Here is a 23,905-nt window from a genome sequence, read left to right as displayed (position 1 = left end):
CGCCACTACCCTGACGCTGGTGGCGCATGGTGCCCGGCTTCTCAAACTGCTCAAACCACGAACGTCTTCGTGCGTACATCGGCCAGTGACTGAACCTGCTTAAGGATCACCCCGCGCTATGAGCGCGCGCTCGACCACGTAGACGAAGCGATTGCGTCAGAAAGCTTTTCCAGTGAATATATCTCTCGTGACAAAGAGTGAAAACGAGCACCTTCCGCAAGTTATGTTAGAAAATCTGACCTGAATGCACCATCCCTTACCTCCGCTCAATGCGCTACGTGCCTTCGAAGCCGCAGCCCGCCTAGGCAGCTTCAAGGCTGCCGCAACCGAATTACATGTGACTCACGGCGCTGTAAGCCAGCACGTCCGTCTGCTGGAAGAGTGGCTAGGTGCACCTTTGTTTGAGCGGCATAACCGGCGCGTAGTCCTGACGCCGGCGGCTCGTGCCTACCTCGCTGAAATCGGACCAGCATTCGAACAAGTCGCTTCCGCGACCGCAAGGTATGGCTATGTGGGTGACGTATCGTCGCGCGTGCTGCGAGTGAATGGGCCCGCCACGTTCGCCTTGCGCTGGCTCATACCAAGACTTGCCGGTTTCCAGAAGCAGCATTCCGGTGTTGAGGTGAGCCTGGAGACGTCGAATGAACCGGTAGAAGCGCTCCAAGACGCCTACGACATTGTCATTCGCGGCGGCCCCGATACGTTCTACGGATATTCAATGCGCCCTTTCTTGTCGGAGAAAAGGCTACCCGTCTGCAGTCCCTCGCTGCTCGATCAACTGCCGCTCAAAACGCCGAGCGATCTGGTCCACCACACGCTCCTGCATACATCGAGTCTCCCGAGGTTATGGAGCGACTGGCTCGCTAAGGCGGACGTTGCCGATCTCAAACCAGCCACGACGCTGACGCTCGATCATTTTTATCTCACGCTGCAAGCCGCGCTCGACGGCATAGGCGTGGCGATGGGACCGAGCGCTTTGATAGCAGATGACCTCGCAAGCGGGCGTCTTGTCGCACCGTTTAGCGGCCCCCTTCTTCCAGCCCGCAGTTACTGTACTTATGTGCCGGAGGCTAAGGAAACGGACGTGCTCGTGGTTGCCTTCTGCTCGTGGCTAGAACGAGAAGCCAGTACTTAAGCGGTGCGTGGTAAAAATATCAAAAGCCTGCAGGGACCGGATCGTGGGGAAATACGGCTTCACCATACTATCAGCATTCCTATCTATATAGAAACGATCCATCCAACAATCCATGCCCTGCACTTTATTCAATAAGCTTAGTCCTGCGCGTGCTCAGCAGCTTGTTCAATCAACGCCGCGACGTCTTTGGGATGCGACTCATACACGGAGTGACTTGCGCCCGCGATCTCGACGGTATGGCTATGGGCACGGGCTGCGTACATCCGTTCCAGGTCGGGATTGATGATCTTGTCGGATTTCGCGACCATGTACCAGCTAGGTTTCACCTTCCATGCGGGATCGGTCATCGCGCTTGAGAAAACTGTGGCCGATGTGGGCATCTGTGCGCGGGCTTCAAACTGGGCTTGCTTCAGCGGCAGGTCCGCAGCGAAGTCGCCCGGGTAGTTGGCCGGATCGAGGAACAGGAAGCCGTCCGGTGTCTTCACGAGCGGGTGCGCGGAATTCGGAAACTTCTTGCCATTGCCAACTTCGGTCTCTCCGGTGTCCAGGGCATGAGCCGCAATGTAGACCAAACCCGCTACATGGGGATCATTTCCAGCCGACGTGATGATCGCGCCGCCGTAGCTATGGCCGACCAAAATGGCCGGGCCGTCCTGACGGTCGAGAATGCGTTTTGTGGCGGTCACGTCTTCCGCAAACGACGTCAATGGTTCCTGGACCAGGGTCACGTTATAACCATCCTTGGTCAGGATATCGTAGACAGGTCTCCAGCCCGAGCCACCAACAAACGCACCGTGGACCAGCACGATGTTTTTGACCGGACCTTTAGCGGGTTGAGTCTGTTGAGCCATGGCGCCAACTGAAAAGAACGCACTGGCGATCATCGACAAAATTAATGGAGCGCGACGGAGTTTCATTTTTAATTCCTGGAGAGTTTGTGGTTTGCAATGGGACGAACACACGCGCCCATCCGTCTATTCCAGTCGCAATCAAATATCTTTGGATTTGCCTTCACACGCAACACACGCTACGTTTTATCCAATGTCCTGAGTTGCGCCGAGTCGTCTCCCTGGTTAGCGTTTTGTAAGAGACGCCTGATACAAGAGCGGTAACGCTTGCCAACGTCTGCTGCGAACAAGGCAATCCCATGAACCGGAAAACCCTCTCTGACTGCGGACACGTGGACCATGAGCATATGGAGGCGGCATGGCGAGCCTGGCAACAGGGAGACTTGACCGCCGCAGAACACGCCTACCGCAGCGTGCTTGAACGGGATGATTGCAATGGCCCGGCTCACAACAACCTCGCGAATCTCTTGCGGCAATGCGGACGGTTAAGCGAAGCCGAAGCGCACTACTGCCGCGCACTCGAGCTTTTGCCGGATTCCGCGGAGATCAGGAACAACCGCGCAGGCACGCTCGAAAGACTTCATCGGTTCGACCAGGCGGAGATCGACTATCGTCGTGCGCTCGAACTGAAGCCGGATTTCGCCGAAGCTCGCTTCAATCTGGGAATGCTGCTTCTGTCCGACAGGCGTTATACGGAAGGCTGGCAATACTACGAAGCGCGATCGGATACGCTTGGAGAACACGGGCAATTGCCGTTTCCTCAATGGAACGGCGAGGACTTGAGCGGCAAGACCCTGTTGCTCGTGCCGGAGCAAGGATACGGCGACACCCTACAGTTCGTCCGTTACGTGCCGCTGCTTAAAGCGCAAAGTGCGGCAAAGATATCGGTGATCTGCAAACCGGTCCTTGCGCCCCTTCTGCGCACAGTGGAGGGTATCGATGAACTGATAACCGACCCTCAGGCGCTTCGCGTTCACGCTTACTGGGCTCTGCTGATGAGCCTGCCTTTGCACATGGGTACGACAGTCGAGTCGATCCCGGCAAGGATTCCCTATGTTGGCGTATCCACCCAGCGCCTGGAGACGTGGCAAGCACGCTTACCCAGCGACGGCTTGCGCGTGGGGCTGGTTTGGAAAGGTAACCCCGAGCACGACAACGATGCGCAACGGTCATTGACGCATTTTTCCGATCTGGCGCCACTGTGGTCCGTCAATGGAGTTCGCTTTATCAGTCTGCAAGCGGGAGATGCCGAAACACAGGCCGACGAATGCAAAGTGCTGCAGCCGGCTCTTTGCCTGGGACGGGAGATTAGCGATTTCGGCGATACCGCAGCCATCGTCGCGCAACTCAATCTTGTCATCTGTGTCGATACAGCGATCGCTCACGTGGCCGGTGCATTGGGTGTTGCATGCTGGTTGATGTTGCCGCAGACAGGAGTCGACTGGCGCTGGCATCGAACAGGAACCGCGTCACCCTGGTACCCCAATGATATGTATCTGTTTCGCCAGCATCAGGGCGGTTGGCCGGCCTTGATCGATGAAGTGAAAGATGCTTTGGCAGACATCATGCGGAGCGCTCGTTAGCCGGTTGCTTGATTTATTGCATCCGCTGAACACGCCAAGCCCTGTTCATTCCAAGCCTTCCCAGTTTCCTTCGCTGCCCGGACAGCAAGATGTTTTGCTTCCTATCTCGGGGGCATCGATTGCTAACGTTTGCAACGCACTGCCAGTCACCAAGCGCATGGCAATGCCACGCGTATGGCTGCATCGGGAGCTCTATTCATCGTCGCCTGGATCGATCGAATCGTGTGCTTCATCAAGCGCTGTGCGCGTGGGTATTCCCAACTCCTGCATCAACCGGTGCAGATGCACACGCGACACGCCAAGGCTGCGGGCGGCGTCGACAACCCGGCCTTTATGCACGAAGAGGGCGACCTCAATCGCCCTCCTCTCTGCAGACGCCCGTGCTTCCCGAAGTGAGTTCGGTGCGAGCAAGACGTGCTCCGCCAGTTCAAGGTCATCAGCGGTGATGAGCTTGCCTTCGGACAAAACGATCGCGCGGCGAACACGATTGATCAGTTCCCGCACGTTCCCGGGCCAGGCGTAGTTATGCATCGCGGCAATCGCGTCCGGAGCGAAGCCATGTATCTTGCGCGCGCGTTCGTCTTTAAACCGTTCAAGCGCATGCATTGCAAGCTCGGTGATGTCTTTTCCTCTCACGCGAAGAGGCGGCTCCCTAACCTCAAGCACGCAAAGCCGGAAAAAGAGGTCTGGCCTGAACCTGCCCTCCGCCACAGCAGCTTGCATGTCCTGGTGCGTTGCCGTAATCACCCGTACGTTCACATCGATAGCATCAAGGCCGCCCAAGCGTTCAATCTTGCGTTGCTGGATAAAGCGCAGCAACGCGGCCTGACTCTCATGCGGCAGGTCGCCAATTTCGTCGAGGAACAACGTTCCGCCATGCGCCTGCTCGACTTGCCCTATCTTGCGCTGCGTGGCACCCGTGAAGGCTCCGCGTTCATAGCCGAACAATTCCGAATGCAGCAAATCAGGTGGAACGGCGCCGCAGTTCACTGCCACGAAAGGCAGGTCGCGGCGCGCCGATTGCGCGTGAATCGTCTGCGCGGTCAACTCCTTGCCGGTTCCCGACTCGCCCGAAATGAACACTGTTGCATCGGTTGCGGCCACCTTTCGAATGGTCCGCTGGAGTTCCAGCATGGCGTCAGATGAACCTATCACTCCGCTGCTTGACGTATCGTCAAGTTCGCGCGGTTCCACCTCTGAGCGAAGAACTTCCATACCGATGGCCTGCTCAATTGCACTGACGATCTGCTCATGTGATGTCGGCAGCATTACAAAATCGAAGCAATGTGTTGCGATGACATTTCGAACGGCTTTCCGCTCCAGCGTTTCCTGCGATACCAGCGCAACCCATGCAACGGGCACGGACCGTGAAAGTTGTTCGACCCTCGCTATCCGGTCCTCGTGGAGTCCGTCTGTCAGATCGAGCAGCCCAGCCATGGGCGCACGCGCCAGCTTTGCTGCTGCGTGATGACCCATGGCCGGCACGACGAGCCATGCGCAGTCACTGAGGTGCCTTAAAAGCGATTCGTTTGGCTTACCTCCGATGTATAAGAGCGTGCGATGTGCGCTGTCCATGTTGTAATCGGTTCTCTTGATAAACCCTTCTTTACGCCTTTAGTCTTGATGGCCTTTGACACTCACCATGCGTTCGCGACCATTCATCCCCTGAAGATCGGTTCGCGACGGATAGGCGAGTCGAATGCGTCGACGAATAGAGGCACGCCATTGCTAAGGAAAGTTCGCGACGAACGGATAATATTCGGATCAATCGGGTTATGCGGATTTCCCGTCCTGCCGACATCCTAGCGGCGTGAGTTGATGAGAGGTGAAACCAAACGTTAAGTTGCGTTTCCGTCGATGGAAAATGGTCGCTATATGTAACGAGAATGCGTAAGTGTTACATCAGCAATAGATGGACCTTAGATGAGCCTTAGGGCGTGCCCGAGGAATGGATGCTCGAGCGATCGAGCAAGCATATTGGCGTGCGAATTTTTCCTCTTCCCTTTCAATCCTGCGGGCGCGTCAAGAATTCACAGACCTTCCGATACAGCAGCTTCACGCCCGGACTTGTATCGAGTGCGCGCAGGCATCCGTGCACCAGTCCTTCCCCGATCCAAAGAGTACCGTCCCCTCCAGCCGCACGAATCCGCTCTATGTAGAGGCAAGCATCATCACGCAGCGGATCATGTTCAACGCCGATGGCTAATGTCGGCGGCAAGCCGCCGAAGTGGCTTGCGTCAAGCGGTGTCATCTGCGGATAAGGCTCCCTGTCCTGCCAGTACAGCTCGCGATACGCATGGACGTCGGCAAGCGTAAGCATAGGAGCGTGAGCCTCGGTATCGCGCGCGGGCAACGCCGGTTCGCGTCCGAGCGCGGGATAGATTGCCACCACACCCGCTACTCCGGCAACATCCCTGTCACGAAGAACGGTAGCGACACTGGCGGCAAGATTGCCTCCGGCACTATCCCCGATCAGTTGTAGCTTGGCCGGAAGTGCAGCAAACGGCAGCCTACCGTTGATTGCAGCGAGCGTCACTTCAATGCAGTCTTCGTGTGCGGCAGGCGCGGGGCGCTCAGGCGCCAACCGATAGTCAACGGCAACCACGTGCATGCCGGTGTCGGCCGCTAAACGCGCGGTGATAGCTTCGTGGCTATCGAGCGAGCCGAGGACATAACCACCGCCGTGAAAGTACAGCACGGTGCCGGCTTGACCCGCCCCGTTCGTCTTTCGGTACAACCGCAAGGGAATGCGATGTCCCGCGACAGAGTCAAGCGTGGCCGTCTCAATGGTCAACCCATCGGGCAACGGAGGGGTGAACACTTTTGCGTAATTGTCGTAGAGCGTGCGTTGCTCGGCAATTGTCATGGTGGCTGTGTCCGGCGGATACATCGCATAGGTCCGTCGTACAAAATCCGTCATTTCTGTTTCGAGCATCGTTTTTATCCGTAGTTAAACTCTCAAGGCGACGCATCAGATATTTATGCTTAGTTATCCGATTTGATATTCAAACCTTCCCCTAACGTTTTCATTAATTTTTAAGGCCCCTTCGCAATCACGCTCCAACAAGGTCCGCATGACCTTTAAAATAAGTACGGCCAACCTCGAATGGCTTTTCGCGTAGATTTTCGTTCGGGCCTCTCGTTGTGGTTTTAGTGCCGCAACGTCAGGTCCGTGCGACGGACATAAAGTACAAGCTCAAATTATTTGTGTACCGCCCGCTTACGACTGCAAGTTGACGCCTTGCGACGCTATGAAGGTGCTGGGAATGGTTTGAACGGGTTTTTGCTCGCCCCAGTGGACGGAAAGAGTTAATTAGCCTTGCCAACGCCCCAGATCCCTGTTGCCGCCAGTGGCCGGACGTAGTCGCTGAAATCGCGTGCTTCCGAGCGCCAGAAATAGATTCTGTATTCCTGGGCAACTCCCCCGGATAAACGCCCCATCGTTCGGTAACCGTAATCCAGAGTAATGTCATACGAAGCGACGAACAATGACATTACGGCTTAGTTTCATGCTCATTCGTCCACTACAGGGACGTACTGGAATTCCACTTAACCACATGACCGGCCTACCCTCACCCGATGATATTGGGTCCAGAGCACGCTGCGATTCATCGCTTCCGCGGCGCGCCGACATCCTCATGATTCAGGCTTTTCGGTCCTGGATCGCCAAAAACCGCTAGGCGCAGACGGGCCGGCGCGACGCACTGCCGGAACCGGCGCCAACGGGATCCCGCTTGCGGTGCATGACACCGCAAACCTTGAGATTGGCTAAGCCGCACCGAATAACGTCTGCAGCAGGGTCCTTTCTGGCAGTCGACCCAGCGCGAGATCACTGTCCTGTGCGTGTTTTCCCTTGGATTCAGTAAAGATCGTTAGCCTGTACTATCGAAAGAGCGTTGGGCGCCGCCCTTTATGCCTGAGGAGCGCCAACGTTTCCGCGAACGTGAACATATCTTAGGGAGAGGCACATGACGAAGCCCGAGTACAGCGACCCGTTCAGTCAGTTTTCCGCGATGTTCCAGCAGTACAAACTTCCGGGATTCGACGTGCAGGCCATTCTGGATGCGCGCAGAAAAGACGTCGAAGCCCTGGCAGCCGCGAACCGCGTTGCGTTCGGCGGCATGGAAGCGCTTCGAGATAAGCAGATCGAGATCCTGCGCCGGGCCCTCAATGACTTTCAGGGCATCGCGCAGCAGTTTGCCACCACTCCCGCCCAAGCCTCGTCCAATCCGACCGAAGTCGTTCAAAAGGCGCTGCACCAAGCGCTTGCCGATATGCAGGAAATCGCTCAGAAAACGCAGCAAGCTCAGACCGAAGCCTATGCGATTGTGACGAAGCGAATTGAAGAGGCGGCCAAGGAGTTGAAGTCGTCCATGGAGCAATCTAAGGAGTAGTTAAGCGAGCCGCCAAGACAGGCAGCCTCGCGTCGGACCTCACCGGGAACGTAACCGCCGTTCCCGGTTTCCCTCATTCCAGCTTCATTCCAGTTTTATTCCCCCTTGAAAGAAACTCCGCGCCGCTGGCCAACACGCGGGCGTAGATCAGTCTTTATTACATGGGAGGTAATTGAACGTATTCGTGCGATCGCTAAGATGGCAGTTATCTGCTTGCGGTATCAGCGTTGAAAAAAAGCATCGCATGGAGATACGCACAGAGTTTCGTTCAATCAATGGAAAGGAGTTTAGGAATGCATAGCTTTACACTTCACACAGTCGAATCAGCACCGGACAAATCCAAACCAACACTGCAGGCGCTGGAACAGAAGTTCGGATTTTTACCCAACGTGATGGCAACCATGGCAGGAAACCCCGTTCTCCTCAACGGGTTTGCGGGCAGCTTCGCAAGTTTTCATGGAGGAAGCCTCGACGAATGCGAGAAGCAGGTTCTGCTGCTCACAAACGCGGTCACGATCAAGTGCCCGTGGACCGTTGCGGCTCACTCCACGTTTGCCCTGGAGGACGGCATGAAGGCGTCCGACGTCAAGGCTATCCGCGAGGGGAAATTGCCGGATCATCCGAAGTACGCGGCGCTGTCGGGCATGACCAAAGCCCTGATCGAAAAGCGGGGGAATGTGACCGGGGAAGAGGTCGAAAGATTTACCTCGGCTGGATATTCTGCGCTTCAGATTTTCGAGGTAATCACTAGCATTGGTGTATCCACCATGGCCGCCACTACGACGAACATGGCGGGTACGCCCGTTGAAGAGCGCTTTAAGGCTCAGACCTGGACGCCTGCCTGACAAGACGACGCGCTACTAAGCAGGACGATCGCGCACGGTTCGGTTCGCGCCGAACCACGTGCGACCGCTCTAGTCGCTGCGGCCGCCGCGCCAACTGGGCGGCAGCCGGTCGACTTGCAGAGTTAAGCGTATTCTTGTCCGGTGGATCAAAAGGCCGCGAACGTGGGCAGTGGACATATGCCCCGCGCGGTCGATCATGAACAATCGCCCGAACCCTGTTGCGAATGAGAGACCCATGAATTCAGCGCGCCTCGACCCCAAGCCGCCTGCCAACGAGCTCGGTTTGTTGCTGCGCCAATGGCGCGATATGCGCGGCAGAAGTCAGTTCGAGCTGTCGCTTGATGCCGGTGTATCGCAACGGCATGTCAGCTTTATTGAAAGCGGGCGCAGCGTTCCAAGCCGGCAGATGTTAATGGATATTGCCCAAGCGCTAGACATTCCTCTTCGTGAACGCAATACGTTATTACTGGCAGCCGGCTACGCTCCCCTTTATCAGGAAAGCGCGTGGGACGCGCTCGAAATGCAGAGCGTGACCAGTGCACTAGGGCGCATCTTGCGTCAGCATGAACCTTTTCCTGCGGTGGTAATGGACCGCCATTGGAACGTGCTCATGGCCAATGAATCTACGCCACGGTTCTTCAATTGCTTTATCAACATGTCTGCGCGCAAGGGACCTCGTAACATGCTGCATCTCATGTTCGACCCGGCAGGCATGCGCCCCTTTATTGCCAATTGGGAAGACACCGCGAAAAGCCTGGTCCAGCGGGTTTATCGTGAATCGGTGGGACAGGTGATTGACGATAAAACTCAGGAATTGCTCGCGGCGCTGCTCGCCTACCCCGATGTCCAGACCACGTGGAAATCCCCTCGGTCCGTGAGTGCCACGGCCGCTACCCGCACCATGCCCGTCATACCCATCAGTTTCGTCAAAGATGACGAAGTGCTGAATTACTTTTCCATGGTCACCACCGTTGGAACTCCGCAGACCATCGCTGCGCAGGAGCTGCGTATCGAATGCATGTTTCCGGCGGACGATGCCACAGAAACTCGCCACGCCGCCATGCTTGGCGAGGTGCCGGCGGAGTGAAATTTCTGCCAACCGCCCTCGACGTGTCGCTACACCCCTACATCCATCGCGATAAGAAAATTCGATAGCCCCAAACGGCAGATTCGGTGCCCTCTTCCAGCGCGTGAATAGGCTCCTGGTCAAGTCCTGAGGTACAGCAACGTAGTGCGAAAAGCTAGCAAGGAGACAGCAAGACGCCAGAAAGCGCCCCGCTATTACCGCTATTTATTTATTGCGGATAAACGCTCACCAGAAACGCTCCAAACGTATCGAATACGGGCCTGTTTTCGAGCACTGCGTCAGCTATCGGCAGCACCGCATTTTCCTCTTCGACAACCACAAAGCAGAACTCGGGCGCCGGCGACGAAAGTGCTGCCCGGGCCTCGGCCAGGTTCCGTTCCGCATCAAGGAGTAAGCTTGCTTCGTCGGCCGCCAAAGGCGCTGCCGACGAAAGCTGACCTTTGCGAACCATATGCACGGTCAGCTTTGCTTCGTTGAGCAATGCAGGCGGCACCAGATGGAACTCGCAAAGCGAGCGTGTTCCCCGTGTCTCCGCAATCTCCAGCAAAAACTGCATGCCCTCATAGGCCGCTGTATAGCGTTTAGCCTCACCCGCCGCCGTGAACCCGCTTTTCGTAAAGTGGTTCTTGAATTCGGCGACTGCCGTGCTTTTAGCCTGAGCGACGGCTGCGTTCAACCGCTCGGCGAATTGCCGTTGCAACGGCCCGACCTGCGCCTTCAATTTTGCGATTTCTTTAACGGTTCGAAGATCCATCATTTTTCTCTGTGGGTTGCCAGGCGGGTGCGCCGTTCTGGCGAAAGACCATGGGCACGAGGCGCGCTTGTACCCATTGCGTCAGGCCGGAAGTTCGACGTATCAGATACGCAAATGTCGAGGCCCAGGTACAGATGCCGGGGAGCGAAAGCAGGAGGCAATGCCAACGCGTCCCTGGACAATCGCACGTCAAAGTCGACGCGAGCGTTTGAAGCAGGTGAAAGCTACAGCCGAACTACTGCTCCGTGCGCGCGGCGTTCACCGGCGCACGGAGAGCATTGCCACGGCGGCGGCAAGGGAGATTCTCCCTTGCATGAACGGCAACGCTCAAAGAAACGACGCGGCTATCTACTCGAACGGACGCACGAACACATCACGCCGGGACGGGTCGGAGACAAACTTGAACAAGGACATCCCAGGCGGTTTGGCTTTCAGGTCGCCATTGATGGCGGTGTGCACGGCAGTAAAGGTCTTCGCGACAGCGTCGCTCAGTCCGCTTGTACCGGCGAGGATAGGCGCCCGGGCGCAATAATCCCGGACAAACGTATTTCCCGACGCCTGCAACAGTGAAACCATGACTTCGAAGTCAGTGCCGTGTATGCGATGGCTTAAAAGCAGTTTCCCTTCTCCGTGCCCGGCTAGCAATTCTTCAACGATCTGGCGATTCATTTCTACTGACTTCTCCTTTGGCCGTCATACAGCGACGCTGCAAGACCGGCACCCGCGGCTGATGCTGGCGCAGTGGGTGCCTCCTTTAGGGGAACACAAATCGGACAAACAAAGGCAATTCTTTTTAAGGACTGTGTTCGTGCGTTAGCCACGCGTCAGTCAAGAACTGGCAAAAGCGCACTGTTTCAAGCCTTTCAGAGCTACTTTGAGTGCAAAAACACGGAAAATCGCGGGAATGAATCGAATAGGTGGCGTGCTTGGCGCCTGTCTCTGCGGACTCGCTTTTTGCCACGCGTGCTCAAATAGGGAGCGCCTACCCGTATGCGACATTTCGCTTGTTGTTTCCCTCACGCTCACTTGTTGCCGGCTCTTGATAGAATCGATTGGGTCAATTGTTTAACAATTGATCACACCATTGGAGTTCAATTTGGCAACGTACGAAGTCGATTTTTTCTATAGTTCAGCCGAAGCGCCGGAAACTTACAATCAGCATATGACTCACCACTCGGTCTCTGGCGTGCCGGACTATCTTCTCGGCGAAGCCGCTGTAGCGCATATCACCGCCCGCTTGCTACACGACAACCCCACCTTCCGGCGGATCCGCAATTTGAGAATCCTGAACACGGGCGTCTCGCCGAATTCAAGCAAGCCAACCGGCGAGTGAACGGGCTTCACGCCTGGTTCAAGCATGAGTATGCAAAGGTCAAAGCCGGTTTTGATCGTTCCTGGAATCGATGAACAAGCGTTCCGCCGCTGACTGACGAGTTAATCACGCGGGTTCATCAATGCCGCTCTCCCTTCAAGCGCTAAAACACGCTCCTCGCCTGCATACCGATCAAGCTGCGTATCTTTAGCATTTGCGCGCGACTGTCGTAGCATGATGACTTACGAAGCGAGACGTGTGCCCATGTCGGAATATCTGTCGAATCAAAAGCTGCGCCGGTTCGCCTCGATCGTGGCGCTCGCTGTCGCCCTCATCCTGGTGGGCGTCAAGGCCTGGGCATGGCTGGCGACCGGCTCGATCTCGTTGCTCACCTCTGCAGCCGACGGCCTGGTCGATGTAGTCGCCTCCTTCGTCACCTTCGCGGGCGTCCGATATGCGGGGCGCCCTGTCGACCGGGGGCATCGTTATGGACATGGCAAAGCGGAAGCCGTGGCCGCGCTGGTGCAAGCGCTGCTGCTCACAGGCGCGGCCATAGGACTTGGAATTGAATCGGTCGAGCGCCTGTTCGTCCCGCAACCGCTCACCGACATGGGCTTTGGCTTGTGGGTGATTATCGTCAGCTTGATTGCGGCAAGCGGACTTGTCGCATTGCAAACCTATGTCGTCAAGCGAACGGGGTCGACAGCCATCGCCGCCGACCGGGCGCACTACGTCACCGACGTTGCGGTCAATATGGCAGTGCTGGTCGCGCTGGCGCTTGAACGGTTCCTTGCATGGAACCGGGCCGACGCAATAGGCGCGCTGGCCATTTCCGGCTACATGCTATGGAATGCGCGGGGCATGGCACTGCAAGCATTGAACCAGTTACTCGATCGAGAACTCGATACATCCGACCGTGAGCGGGTCCGGTCCGCTGTGCTCGGTTGCGAAGGTGTCCGGGGCGTTCATGACATCCGGACCCGAAATGGCGGAGACCGGGTGTTCGTGGAGTTCCACGTTGAAGTTGATGGCGCAATGTCGGTTGAACAGGGACACACCATTGGGGACCACGCGGAGGACGCCGTGAGATCGATATTTCAGGCAGCAGATGTGGTTGCTCATCTGGAGCCCGCCGGCATTGATGATCGGCGCCTGGACGATTTGGTCAAATGATCACGCCGCAAGCGATCAGGAATAGCTCTCGGAAAACAGGGCCTCTAGCGGATAAGCATTCTTTACGATCGGCGACTTGATCATGACGTAGCTGGAGTACTTTTCAATACCAATGTTCCGCTCCAGCAAGTCTTCAATCAGGCGCTGATAGTGAGCAACGCTGCGTGTGACAAACTTGAGAAGGTAGTCGTACCCTCCACTCGCGAGGTGACATTCGACGATCTCGTCCACTTCGCGAATGGCCGCGACGAACCTGGCGGAATCCTCACGCCGGTGGTCGGCGAGCGTGACTTGTGTGAACACACTTTGTACGTCGCCCATCTTTTCCAGAAGGATCTGCGCGGCATAGCCCGCGATATAGCCGGCACTCTCAAGGCGCTTCACGCGAATCAGGCAAGGACTGGGGGAGAGACCAACAGCGTCGGCAAGCTCGACATTTGTGATGCGGCCTTGCGTCTGTAATCGAGAAAGAATTCTCAGGTCGATTCGATCCAGCTTGCAGTGTGTACTCATCAAAACGTCTCCCAAATCAATTGGCAAAGCGAAGCGCGAGGGCTTCCACAAGTAAACGATCAACTTTCTAGAAATAGATAGTGCGTATTTTTTAAAATAGTTCGATATCCGAATTATTTATATTGAGTTAATTTTTATGAAATTTGCGGAGCGCTACATGGTTCGTACCAGTCGGAAAGCATCGAAGATTGCCGCATGAATGTTCCGCGACGACTCCGCGTCGCCGATCCGGTAGAGTTCATAGCTAGCAGGCTCCGTAGCCGTCCACGGTTGAGCCTTGCCAAGCAGTAGGCAATCCAGATCAGCTTTTCCGTCGTTCACTGACTCGCTACGCAGCTCATGGAACAGATCGTCGACGGGCATCATGCCGCGCTCGACTACAACATGATCTGCATCCAGAGACACCACCTCTGAAGTCAGTTCATGCGTGAACCAGGCGCGGCGTTTGTTGCTCGGCAGGCGCTCGACGCGCTGGAGACGCAAATCGTGCCGTAGGGAAATCTTTAACGCATTGAAGCGACGCTGCCAGCCAATATCGTCACCCCGGCCTTCCAGTTCCTCGCCAAAGCATCGATCCAGTGTAACCAGCTCGACTTCGATACCAGCCTGCGCATATCGCTCAGCGCATGTCGCTGCCACATGCCGGCCGGTACCGTCGTACACCAGCGCGCTTCCCGACGTGGGGACACGCATGGTCAGGGCATCGAAAGCTGAAGTACAGTGTTCGTTTCCCGGCAAATCCTCAAGATCGGGCATCCCGCCAGTTGCAACAATCACAAAATCGGGATGTTCAGCCAGCACGGCGGAAGCGTCGGCATAGGTGCCGGTCCTGACATCGACACCCAGACGACTTAGCTCGTTCGCGCGCCAGTCGACAATCCCGATCAGGTCGCGGCGCCAGCTCCCCATGTGCGCAAGCAGTACCTGGCCGCCCAGTTTGGGCGACGCTTCGAGCAACACCACTTCATGCCCTCGCAGCGCGGCGACACGCGCAGCTTCAAGGCCGCCTACCCCTCCGCCTATCACCACCACCTTGCGGCCGGCTCGTTGGGCGGGATCGACTTCATGTGCGATCCAGGTCTCGCGTCCACTCGACGGGTTGTGGATACAGGCGGATTGATGAGACCGGCAGAAAGATGCGCCGACACAGGGCCGAATGCGATCCTCTTCGCCCCGGATCAGCTTTTTCACAATATGCGGATCGGCGATATGCGCACGCGTCATGCCGACCAGGTCGAGCATGTTTTCCGATATCGCGTAACGTGCACTGGCAAGGTCGGCGATCTTCGCTGCATGGAACACTGGCAACGACACTTCGCGCTTGAACGAAGCGACCGCGGACAACCACGGCGCTGACTTAGCGTACATCGTCGGCATGTTGTCATCAGCAAGCGCCGCCGCCGTGTCCATGCGCCCGTAGACCACGTTAAAGAAGTCGATCAGGCCCGACGCTTCAAGTATCTTGGCCGCCGTCAGCGCGTCCGCGGAAGTTAGCCCTCCTTCCAGCGCTTCGTTGATGACATAGCGGATACCTACAATGAAGTCGCTCCCAACCTGCCGGCGGATCTCCTCATGAACCTCGAGCGCGAAGCGGCATCGATTCTGGACGGAGCCGCCATACTCATCGGTTCGCCGGTTAGTCACGGGACTCAGGAACTGCCCGATCAAATGCCCTCCGGCCAGGGTTTCAATCCCATCGAGGCCGCCCTCCTTGCAACGTCGAGCCGCCTCACCGAAGTCCCGAATGCTCCGGGCGATATCGCTGCGATCCATCTCGCGCGGAATGCTTCGATGCAGCGTCTCGCGTACCCTCGAAGGCGCGATCGTCGACAACCAGTCGGATGCGTATGGACTTCCCCGCCGGCCCATGTGAGTAAGCTGGCACATCAACGCAGCGCCATGTCGATGCATCCGCTCGGAGAACGCCTGAAAACATGGAATGATCCGATCATCGGTGAGATCGATCTGCGCGAACACGTTGGAACTGTCACGACTCACCACTGATGATCCGCCAAACATGCTCAACCCAATACCACCAATGGCCTTTTCTTCGTGATAACGCTGATAGCGTTCGAGCGGCAAGCCATCTTCTGTCAAACCGCTCGCGTGGCTCGTGCTCATGATCCGGTTCTTCAACACCAGGTGTCGGATCCGCAGGGGTTGCAGCAGCGGGTCGTGGCTCCGTGGAGGACGGTTCATCGAACTACCTTCAGGTTAGCAAATGCATAGGTTGGCAGGTACGCAGCGATGTGACCGCACCACCTGCGTAGAGGGCAATGCCACTAAGCAAAACCGTTTTCAGTGGCTTCCGTTATTGAGACACACACTCCGCAAATTCAGACAAAATGTTATGGTTGTCCACGCCTGCTGATGCCCGTTCTTCGATAGCCAGAACATAAGCAGCGCATTAAATTCCGTCAAATGACATTTGCTCTTTCGAACCCAACATAATGTTATGGATACCCTACGCAACTTCGGCTCTTCAATGAATTCGCTGGTGGTGTTTGAGGTAGTCGCCAGGGAAAAGAGCATTACTCGCGCGGCGAATGAACTGAACGTGACGCAGGTTGCGGTCAGCCGCATGATCGTGAGACTGGAGAAAGCGCTGGGCACTCAGTTGTTCGTGCGCTCGCGGGCGGGGCTGGTGCTGACTGACGACGGCCTATTGCTCGAACGCGGCGTGACTGAGGGCTTCGGGTACATAAAGCGCTCCGTGACCGGTATCAAGCAGCGGCAGCAGCGTACACAGACAGTCACCTTGTCGCTCTCCAGCGCGTTCATTGCGTACTGGTTGATGCCCCGATACCAACGCTTTCAAAGCGCCTTTCCCGAGATCAGCTTACGTTTTCATGTCATCAGCGGTGTACTGCAGGGAACCACGGATGAAGCCGATCTTGCGTTACGCCCGGCGGACCAGCGGCGTAAATCCCAGCAAAGCTGGACCTTCACGCCGGAAGTGATCGTGCCGGTGTGTAGTCCTGCTTATCTTGAGAGCCATGGGCCGCTCAACGACGCAGGTGATCTGCCGAAACACACGCTTATCGAGTTAGTGCCGACAACGATCAATTGGGAGAATTTCCACGAACGCGTCGGTTTGGTGAGCACGGTGTCCGGCGACCCGCTCATCTTCTCCGACTATGCGCTGGTGCTTCAGACCGCCATGATTGGCCGCGGCATAGCGTTAGGGTGGGTGTCCGGCGTGTCCTATGCGTTGCGAACCGGCCAGCTGGTTCCGGCTTCCCGGCACGTTGTCAGCACGGGCCGGCAATATGAGCTGATCAGCGGGCAACGGCCCGCACGACCGCAAGTGGAGCGGGTCAAGGAGTGGCTGGTCGCCGAGATGGAAGCTGACCTTCAGGAGGTCGCACGGCTGTATCCGGTTTTAGGGAAGACAGAACCGCCGCGAGGGCTTTATCAACCGGTTACGACCTAGGCGGAGAGGCCTTCGGCCGATGAATCGCCGCAACGCTTATTGCGGCAAAACTGGAGGCAGGTACGTAAGATCAGGCAACCTGAAACGCAGCAACACTCTCTACCAGTCCATGCGCTTGCTCACGCATTGACACTGCAGCCGCTGCCGCCTGCTCCACAAGCGCCGCGTTACGCTGCGTGACTTCGTCCATCTGCGTAACCGCCTTATTGACTTGTTCGATCCCGTCGCTTTGCTCCTCGGAGGCCGACGCGATCTCCTTCATGATCGCGGTGACGCGTTGGACTGAAACCAGTATCTCCTTCATGCACTGGCCGGCGTTATCGACGAGCGTGGCACCACTCTGGACCCGACTATTCGAGTGGTCGATCAGTCTCTTGATGTCTTTCGAAGCGGTCGAGGATCGCTGTGCCAGATTCCGGACTTCCGATGCAACAACCGCGAAACCTCTCCCGTGTTCGCCTGCCCGTGCGGCCTCGACAGCCGCGTTAAGTGCGAGGATATTGGTTTGGAAAGCGATCCCTTCGATCATCCCAAGGATCTCTCCAATCTGTTTCGTACTGTCGGTGATTTCGTCCATGGTCGCGACGACTTCAGAAACGACCTCGTTGCCGCGATTGGCGATGGAGAAGGCATCGCCGGCGAGCACCGACGCTTGTCGCGCGTTGTCGGCATTCTGTCTCACCGCCGACGTGAGCTGCTCCATGCTTGCAGCCGTTTCCTCCAGTGACGCGGCCTGCTCCTCGGTTCTTCTTGAGAGGTCCGCGTTGCCTGACGATATCTCGTCGGTGGACGTTCCAATGGAACTCGCCGCGCCTATGATCGCGACCACCGCCTGACGCAGTTGCGCCTGCATCTCTTGAAGCTTGAACAGAAGGCTGCCTCGATCCCCCACTTGCAGGTCGATGTGTTGAGCGAGGTTACCGCCCGCAGTCGCGCTTACGACCTGTGCTGCATACTCCGGCGAACCCCCTAGCGAACGATTCAGCCTGCGGTTCACCAGGTACACGACACCCGACAGCATGGCAGCGATGATCGCGACCAGCACAACCAACTGGCGCAGCGATGCGTTGAATGCCTCGTCAATGTCGTCGAGGTAGGCGCCCGTCACAAACGACCAATCCCACGGTTTAAAGGTGGCGATATGACTGCGCTTTCGCACGGGTTCCTTCGAACCGAGCCGGGGCGTCGCGTAGTCAACAAACCCATCGCCAGAACCCTTCGCGATCTCAGCCATCGCGCGGTACACGTACTTCCCGTTGGAATCCTGATAGTCGCCAAAGTACTTACCCTCGGTTTCCGGCTTGGAAGGGTTCATCACAGCGTGACAGTCTGAATCGACGATGGAGACGTAACCATCAGCGCCATAACGGATCGCTCGCAATTGCGCGAGTGCCTGCTTCTTCGCATCAGGCGTCGATAACGTTCCGTCAGCGGCCAGCGCCGCGTAACGGCGCGTAATGCTCATCGCGATGTCGCCAGCATCCTTCAATGAATGCTGCCTCTCTTCCAGACGGACCTCGCGAGTCTGGTAAGCCCCGAAGCCCGCCACAGAGATCAGGCAAATCAGGGAGAGCGCTAAAGGAATCCACAACTGTTGCTGAAATGTAAGGCGCTTCATGAGGTCTTTTAAATAGTTGTGTACTAATCGGTGTACGGCACCAAACCCGAATGCTTGATAGTTCTCGCTAAGTTCTTTGGTGTTTTGCAAATTCCTGCCCTGCTGCGAGGGCGCGCTTCACTCCCTCCCTATGCGGCGCTCGCCAACGGTCAGTTGTCCAAGCCGGTTCAATAAACTCATATCGAGTGTACACATTGCATTTCTCCTGAAAAAGATTATCTTTGCACGCATGATTTCAGATGGGGTATTCCCTTAAATGATGCATTTAATAAGGGTTTTCACCAAACTAAAGCACACATGCACCAACAAAAATATACTTAGATATCTTGCCAAATTATAATGTGAACACTAGACTTTGAGAAATCAAACGCATCTTCAACGCACGCTTCGGAGGAGTCGACCAGATGACAAATACCTTGTGTATCGAGCAGATCCTTCCGCCGTTGCTAGGAGCCATCCATGCGTCCGGCTGCCTGGTCAAAACTGTCGTCGCGAACCCGGCACCGGATCAGGCGAGCTTTGAGCTCGTCACAGTCGCCGCTGTCTTTTCAATCGGCCTAGTGTTCCGACCAGACCCAGACTTTGAGCGTGGACGCCGCAATCGTAGGCGGAGATCACAGTTGCATCAAATCCGCTAAGTCGCCTTACGCACTCTCGTAATTGCGTTCTAAATTCCATCTATTTCGTAGTCCAACACATTGTAATCTCGACTTTAGAGGCACTTTTTCTGTTGCCCTTGTCGATCACGAAACAAATGTTTTTTTCACACACTTGGAGACTGACATGTACGACGTATTTCAAACGGATCGCCTGATTGACACGTGGTTGACCGAGGACATCGGGTACTGTGACCTCACCGCCCAGGTCATGATTGAAGCGAACGAAACGGGAGCATTCTTCATGAATGCCCGCGAGGACCTGATCGTGGCGGGTATCGACGTCGCAGCCCGGGTGTTCAAGCGCTACGACCCAACGCTCGACGTAGTCGTACGCGTCAAGGACGGTGACCACGTAAAGAAAGGAGCCGTGCTGCTTGACGTACGGGGAAATGCGCGAAGCGTACTGACCGCCGAGCGAACGGCGCTTAATATCTTGCAGCGCATGTCGGGCATTGCCAACCTCACTGCGGAGTATGTCAAGGCAGTCGCAGGAACGCGCGCACGATTGATTGACACGCGCAAGACCACACCGGGTCTCCGCATGCTGGAGAAGCATGCGGTAACCTGCGGTGGGGGCTTGAATCACCGCCTTGGACTGGATAACGGCGTGATGATTAAAGACAATCACATTGCGGTTTGCGGTGGAATCATGAAGGCTGTGCAACGTGCGCGCCGCCAGTTGCCGGTATTGACGAAGCTCGAAGTGGAATGCGATCGCATCGAGCAGGTTGAGGAGGCGCTGGAAGCCGGCGTTGACGTCATCATGCTAGACAACATGTCCGTCGAGGAAATGACGAAGGCCGTGAAGCTGGTCAACGGACGCACGAAACTTGAAGCGTCGGGCGGCATCAGCCTTGCAACGATCGGGGAAATCTCCAAAACGGGCGTTGACTATATCTCTACGAGCAAGATAAACCAGGCTTCGGTGTGCGTTGACATCGGTCTGGACGAGGCGGAGTAATAAGCTCATGTCCGACGGAATCTTCTTTTTTGTGGTCGGCCCGAGCGGCGCCGGCAAAGACTCGCTTATTGACGGCGCGCGTGAAGTTCTCGGTGATTTCGTCTTTGCGCGTCGGGTAGTCACACGGCCTCAGGGCTCGCCGGGCGAAGATCACGAAGCGCTTAATGAAACCGAGTTCGCGCGTCTCGACTGCCAAGGAGAATTCCTTATTACCTGGTCGGCACACGGACTAAGATACGGTTTGCGTCGTGATCTCATCGACGTGCTTTCGCGGGGGCATCACGTCATCGCGAACGGGTCGCGGGCAATGATCGATGTGCTTTCAACTCGCGTGCCGCGGCTAGTGGTAATCGAAGTGAGCGCGCCCGCTTCCGTGCTCGCTGCAAGAATCCTGGCACGAGGCAGGGAAACCCACGACGAGGTTGTAAAACGCGTGACGCGTCAGGTCGAACCGACCTCTGCCGACGTTGAGGTCCTGAAGGTCATGAACGACACGGCACTTAAGCAGGGCATAGAACGTTTCGTCGCCGCGCTTAAACGCGCCACGCAACCTGCTCCGCCGAGCACGCGTGCATTGAAGGCGAAGATTGCCGGTGAAGCACTGAGCGAAGCGCAATATAGCGCGGTGTTCGACGACCTTCTCGCCCTGCGTTATTCGGATCGGGATATCAACGCGTTCCTTTTGCACGCGTCGCAAAACCTGTCTGACGCCGAAGTGCTCGCATTGGCAAAGGTGCGTTGCAAGCTGTCGCCGCGGATCGAATGGGACGAGCCAATACTCGTTGACAAGCACTCAATGGGCGGCGTCCCGGGTAGCCGGATCACCCTGATCGTCGTACCTATTGTGGCGGCGTTCGGGATTGCAATGCCAAAGACGTCATCGAGAGCAATCACCTCTGCCGCAGGTACTGCCGATGCAATGGAAACGGTTGCACGTGTCGATCTCACCAGCGCCGAGGTACGTCGTTGCGTGAGTGAAGCACGCGCTTGTATTGCGTGGAACGGACGGTTGAATCACTCGTTGATCGACGATCGGATCAACGCATTTACCAGACCGTTGGGCCTGGATTCAAACCGCTGGTCCGTTGCATCGATTCTGTCCAAGAAGTGGTCGGCAGGATCTACCCACGTGATCATCGATCTTCCTTACGGCCCGCACGCCAAGCTAAAGGACGAACTCGAAGCGCGCACGTTGGGTGAGCTTTTCGAATCTGTCGCAACGGGTCTGGGGTTGCACGTAAAGGCCATGGTCACCGATGGCAGCAGCCCGATCGGGCGGGGCATCGGACCCGCACTCGAGGTACGAGACGTCGGGCTGGTGCTGGATAACGCCCCCGATGCACCCGCAGACCTGCGCGAAAAAGCGCTCCGTTTCGCGGCAGAGATTCTTGCCTGGGCACCGGCCGTAGGAACCATTGCCAAGGGCCGGCAGATTGCGGAATCGCTGCTTTCTTCGGGTCGAGCCCGAATAGCATTCGACCACATTGTCGATAGCCAGGGCCGGCGAGTACCGCCGGTTTCCGTCGGCGAGTTTGTACAGACGGTTGTGGCGCAACAGGGCGGCGTCGTCTCCGCCATCGACGGTTGGGCCATCGCGGGAATTGCGCGAAAGGCCGGCGCTCCGACGGACCTGGGTGCAGGCGTCGATCTTCTCGCCACAGTGGGTCAGTATGTCGAGCCCGGGGACGGACTGTTTCATATCCACGGCGCTGACGAAGGGCTTGTCTCGGCAGCGGCTTTGTTGGCGCGTACAACGCGTACGCATGACATCTGCATTGAAAGCTTGAATAGCGCGTCCCTCCCCTCCGCTTGAGGTATGAGCAGCCGGGAGCATGAGAAGCGTAAAGATCCGAAAGCGATTGGCAGGACCGAACTGGTAGCAGTGATTCCATAAAAGCGTGTCGTTAATTATCTTTGGAGCAGTGAGAATGCCAAAAAGAATCGGCAATTTGCGGTGGGGGATCGTTTCGTTGCTGATCGCCCCCATCACCTTCGTCATGACGCTGGATCGCGCTGCAATGACGATCGCTGCACCTACGATCCAGAAGGAGCTAGGTCTATCGCTTGTCGAGATGTCAGTGATCCTGACTATCTACTTCTGGACCTACGCATTAGGACAGGTCCCGGCCGGCAGACTGGCGGAGCGTCATGGGTCGAGGAAGGTCCTGTTTGGAACGAGCGCCCTTTGGTCCTTGATGATGATAGTAACGCCGCTTGGCGTAGGTTTTAATTGGCTAGTGGGCTGCCGCGCCCTGCTGGGAGGGGCGCAATCCGCCGACTGGTCGAGCGGCGTGCTCGCAGTGAAACGCTGGTTCCCCAAGAGTGAACGCGCGAAGGGAAACTCTTTTCTCCTGGGCGGGCTCTATCTCGGACCTATCATTTCCGCGCCTCTTACTGCCTGGATGATTCTGCAGTTCGGCTGGCACTCCGTCTTCTATGTGTTCGGCGCAATTGGCCTCGTATTGGGAATCGCCTGGTGGTTCGGTTATCGCGATGTGCCTGCGCGGCATCCTCTGATTACCACCGAGGAGGCGACGTATATCGCGGCAGGACAATCGGAACCGGAGGCGGTCGCCAAAGGGGTGTTTCTGAGGTGTCTCCGGCACCCGCGATTCTGGCTTTTCGGTATCCAGTACTTTCTGTTGGTCCTGATCCAGAGTTTCTACACGACCTGGCTGCCGACCTATCTCATGCGCGCTCGTGGACTCTCTCTCAAGTCGATGGGGTTCGCGGCATCACTTCCATGGATCGCCGTGTTCGTGGCAGTGTTCGTGGCCGGGATCGTATGCGACAAAATACTGAAGCGCACGCAATCGGTCTGGGCCGCTCGCGCTCCGGTCGCCATGGTGGGATTTTTGGTTAGCGCTATCGCCCTCTGCCTGGCTTCATGGGCCGTCAATATTGCCGCCGTCATTGGTTTCCTGTGCCTGTCTTTCGCGGCGGTGGGTTTTGTGCAAGTCGTCGTCTGGTCGGCAGCGCAAGACCTTGCGCGAGATTTTACCGGCGTGATGTCTGGCTGGACCAATCTGTGGGGAGCCGCATCGAACGTCGCGGGACCCGTTACCGTTGCTTTCATGGTGAAACTCACCGGTAACTGGGGAAGCGCCCTGGTAGTCATCGCACTGGCGGCCGCCTTAGGCACAGTCCTTTGGTTGTTTGTGCATCCTGAGAAGCCGCTGTTTGACACCCCGCCGGCTCCGGTTGCGGCCCCGTCTAAAGAACGCGTTCAGCAGGTGGCTAGCAACAGCGACTTGACCAGCGATTTGACTTCGGATGAAGCACGTCCTTGATGTTTGTCGCCCCCCGGGTTGTCGGTCAGCCGCTCCCCGGGGGCAATTGATTTGCCATTTCCTCCCCCCCGCCGCAGCATAAGTCCATCACGTCTCGACGTCCCCCCGCTGGTCCCTCCGCGTCTCAAACGCTCATCCCCGTCTGAATTCTGGCGGCCCTCCCATTTCAGTGAAATTTTTTTGCTCAAGTTTCACCGATGGCTGTCGATATTGTATGAGGAATGTACTTAAGACATTGTCGCGGCCACCCTCATCCCCACCACCCAAGGATCGGCGCCCGAGCAGGATAAGCGTGAGCGC

At 56.8% G+C, this 23,905-nt stretch carries 19 protein-coding genes; 11 read left to right on the top strand and 8 right to left on the bottom strand.

Going from position 1 to position 23,905, the window contains the following annotated elements:
• The first annotated feature begins 244 nt into the window (after positions 1-244).
• Positions 245-1,135, top strand: coding sequence for a transcriptional regulator GcvA (gene gcvA / locus GSQ93_RS06815; protein WP_158934859.1), 891 nt, complete (start codon positions 245-247; stop codon positions 1,133-1,135).
• A 137-nt stretch (positions 1,136-1,272) separates the two neighbouring features.
• Here gcvA and GSQ93_RS06810 read toward each other — a convergent pair whose 3' ends face one another.
• Positions 1,273-2,052, bottom strand: coding sequence for an alpha/beta hydrolase (locus GSQ93_RS06810; protein WP_158934858.1), 780 nt, complete (start codon positions 2,050-2,052; stop codon positions 1,273-1,275).
• 230 nt (positions 2,053-2,282) lie between these two features.
• Between GSQ93_RS06810 and GSQ93_RS06805 the strand changes: the two genes are divergently transcribed.
• On the top strand, positions 2,283-3,566 hold the full coding sequence (locus tag GSQ93_RS06805) for a glycosyltransferase family 9 protein (protein WP_158934857.1): 1,284 nt from the start codon (positions 2,283-2,285) through the stop codon (positions 3,564-3,566).
• Positions 3,567-3,758: 192 nt separating this feature from the next.
• Here the strand turns inward: GSQ93_RS06805 and GSQ93_RS06800 are convergent, their stop codons facing one another.
• On the bottom strand, positions 3,759-5,141 hold the full coding sequence (locus GSQ93_RS06800; RefSeq protein ID WP_158934856.1) for a sigma-54 dependent transcriptional regulator: 1,383 nt from the start codon (positions 5,139-5,141) through the stop codon (positions 3,759-3,761).
• A 430-nt stretch (positions 5,142-5,571) separates the two neighbouring features.
• Positions 5,572-6,501 (bottom strand): alpha/beta hydrolase, encoded by a 930-nt coding sequence (locus tag GSQ93_RS06795; protein WP_158934855.1) that lies wholly within the window; start codon positions 6,499-6,501, stop codon positions 5,572-5,574.
• A 1,033-nt stretch (positions 6,502-7,534) separates the two neighbouring features.
• Between GSQ93_RS06795 and GSQ93_RS06790 the strand changes: the two genes are divergently transcribed.
• The 3 genes from GSQ93_RS06790 (at position 7,535) to GSQ93_RS06780 (ending at position 9,892) form a co-directional block, all read left to right on the top strand.
• On the top strand, positions 7,535-7,960 hold the full coding sequence (locus tag GSQ93_RS06790) for a phasin family protein (RefSeq protein WP_158934854.1): 426 nt from the start codon (positions 7,535-7,537) through the stop codon (positions 7,958-7,960).
• A gap of 293 nt (positions 7,961-8,253) precedes the next feature.
• Entirely contained in the window at positions 8,254-8,805 is a 552-nt protein-coding gene (locus tag GSQ93_RS06785) for a carboxymuconolactone decarboxylase family protein (protein WP_158934853.1), read from the top strand.
• Between the two features lie 235 nt (positions 8,806-9,040).
• Positions 9,041-9,892 carry a helix-turn-helix domain-containing protein gene (locus tag GSQ93_RS06780; protein WP_158934852.1) on the top strand — a complete coding sequence of 284 codons (852 nt, stop codon included), beginning with the start codon at positions 9,041-9,043 and terminating at the stop codon, positions 9,890-9,892.
• Between the two features lie 208 nt (positions 9,893-10,100).
• On the opposite strand, the gene GSQ93_RS06775 is transcribed toward GSQ93_RS06780, so the two are convergent.
• Both GSQ93_RS06775 and GSQ93_RS06770 read right to left on the bottom strand, forming a co-directional pair.
• Positions 10,101-10,649 (bottom strand): hypothetical protein, encoded by a 549-nt coding sequence (locus tag GSQ93_RS06775; protein ID WP_158934851.1) that lies wholly within the window; start codon positions 10,647-10,649, stop codon positions 10,101-10,103.
• Positions 10,650-10,994: 345 nt separating this feature from the next.
• On the bottom strand, positions 10,995-11,315 hold the full coding sequence (locus GSQ93_RS06770; RefSeq protein ID WP_158934850.1) for a hypothetical protein: 321 nt from the start codon (positions 11,313-11,315) through the stop codon (positions 10,995-10,997).
• A gap of 427 nt (positions 11,316-11,742) precedes the next feature.
• Here GSQ93_RS06770 and GSQ93_RS06765 point away from each other — a divergent pair, with 427 nt between their 5' ends.
• Both GSQ93_RS06765 and GSQ93_RS06760 read left to right on the top strand, forming a co-directional pair.
• A complete protein-coding gene (locus GSQ93_RS06765) occupies positions 11,743-11,979 on the top strand; it encodes a hypothetical protein (RefSeq protein ID WP_158934849.1) in 237 nt (78 codons plus the stop codon).
• A 213-nt stretch (positions 11,980-12,192) separates the two neighbouring features.
• On the top strand, positions 12,193-13,131 hold the full coding sequence (locus GSQ93_RS06760) for a cation diffusion facilitator family transporter (RefSeq protein WP_254073784.1): 939 nt from the start codon (positions 12,193-12,195) through the stop codon (positions 13,129-13,131).
• Between the two features lie 15 nt (positions 13,132-13,146).
• Here the strand turns inward: GSQ93_RS06760 and GSQ93_RS06755 are convergent, their stop codons facing one another.
• A complete protein-coding gene (locus GSQ93_RS06755) occupies positions 13,147-13,644 on the bottom strand; it encodes an Lrp/AsnC family transcriptional regulator (RefSeq protein WP_158934848.1) in 498 nt (165 codons plus the stop codon).
• Positions 13,645-13,797: 153 nt separating this feature from the next.
• Entirely contained in the window at positions 13,798-15,843 is a 2,046-nt protein-coding gene (locus tag GSQ93_RS06750) for an NADH:flavin oxidoreductase (protein WP_158934847.1), read from the bottom strand.
• Positions 15,844-16,099: 256 nt separating this feature from the next.
• Here GSQ93_RS06750 and GSQ93_RS06745 point away from each other — a divergent pair, with 256 nt between their 5' ends.
• Positions 16,100-17,077: a LysR family transcriptional regulator gene (locus tag GSQ93_RS06745; RefSeq protein WP_158934846.1), complete on the top strand. Its 978-nt coding sequence runs from the start codon at positions 16,100-16,102 to the stop codon at positions 17,075-17,077.
• Between the two features lie 70 nt (positions 17,078-17,147).
• Here GSQ93_RS06745 and GSQ93_RS06740 read toward each other — a convergent pair whose 3' ends face one another.
• Positions 17,148-18,695: a methyl-accepting chemotaxis protein gene (locus GSQ93_RS06740; protein ID WP_158934845.1), complete on the bottom strand. Its 1,548-nt coding sequence runs from the start codon at positions 18,693-18,695 to the stop codon at positions 17,148-17,150.
• A 783-nt stretch (positions 18,696-19,478) separates the two neighbouring features.
• Here GSQ93_RS06740 and nadC point away from each other — a divergent pair.
• From nadC to GSQ93_RS06725, 3 genes are all read left to right on the top strand, one after another.
• Positions 19,479-20,315 carry a carboxylating nicotinate-nucleotide diphosphorylase gene (gene nadC, locus GSQ93_RS06735; RefSeq protein ID WP_158934844.1) on the top strand — a complete coding sequence of 279 codons (837 nt, stop codon included), beginning with the start codon at positions 19,479-19,481 and terminating at the stop codon, positions 20,313-20,315.
• A 7-nt stretch (positions 20,316-20,322) separates the two neighbouring features.
• On the top strand, positions 20,323-22,128 hold the full coding sequence (phnN, locus tag GSQ93_RS06730) for a phosphonate metabolism protein/1,5-bisphosphokinase (PRPP-forming) PhnN (RefSeq protein WP_158934843.1): 1,806 nt from the start codon (positions 20,323-20,325) through the stop codon (positions 22,126-22,128).
• 115 nt (positions 22,129-22,243) lie between these two features.
• On the top strand, positions 22,244-23,605 hold the full coding sequence (locus GSQ93_RS06725) for an MFS transporter (protein ID WP_158934842.1): 1,362 nt from the start codon (positions 22,244-22,246) through the stop codon (positions 23,603-23,605).
• Positions 23,606-23,905: the final 300 nt, after the last annotated feature.

The sequence above is a fragment of the Burkholderia sp. S171 genome, assembly GCF_009766085.1.
Taxonomy (GTDB): domain Bacteria; phylum Pseudomonadota; class Gammaproteobacteria; order Burkholderiales; family Burkholderiaceae; genus Caballeronia.
Note: the sequence above shows the minus strand (reverse complement) of the source record. Positions and strands in the feature narration are given on the sequence as shown.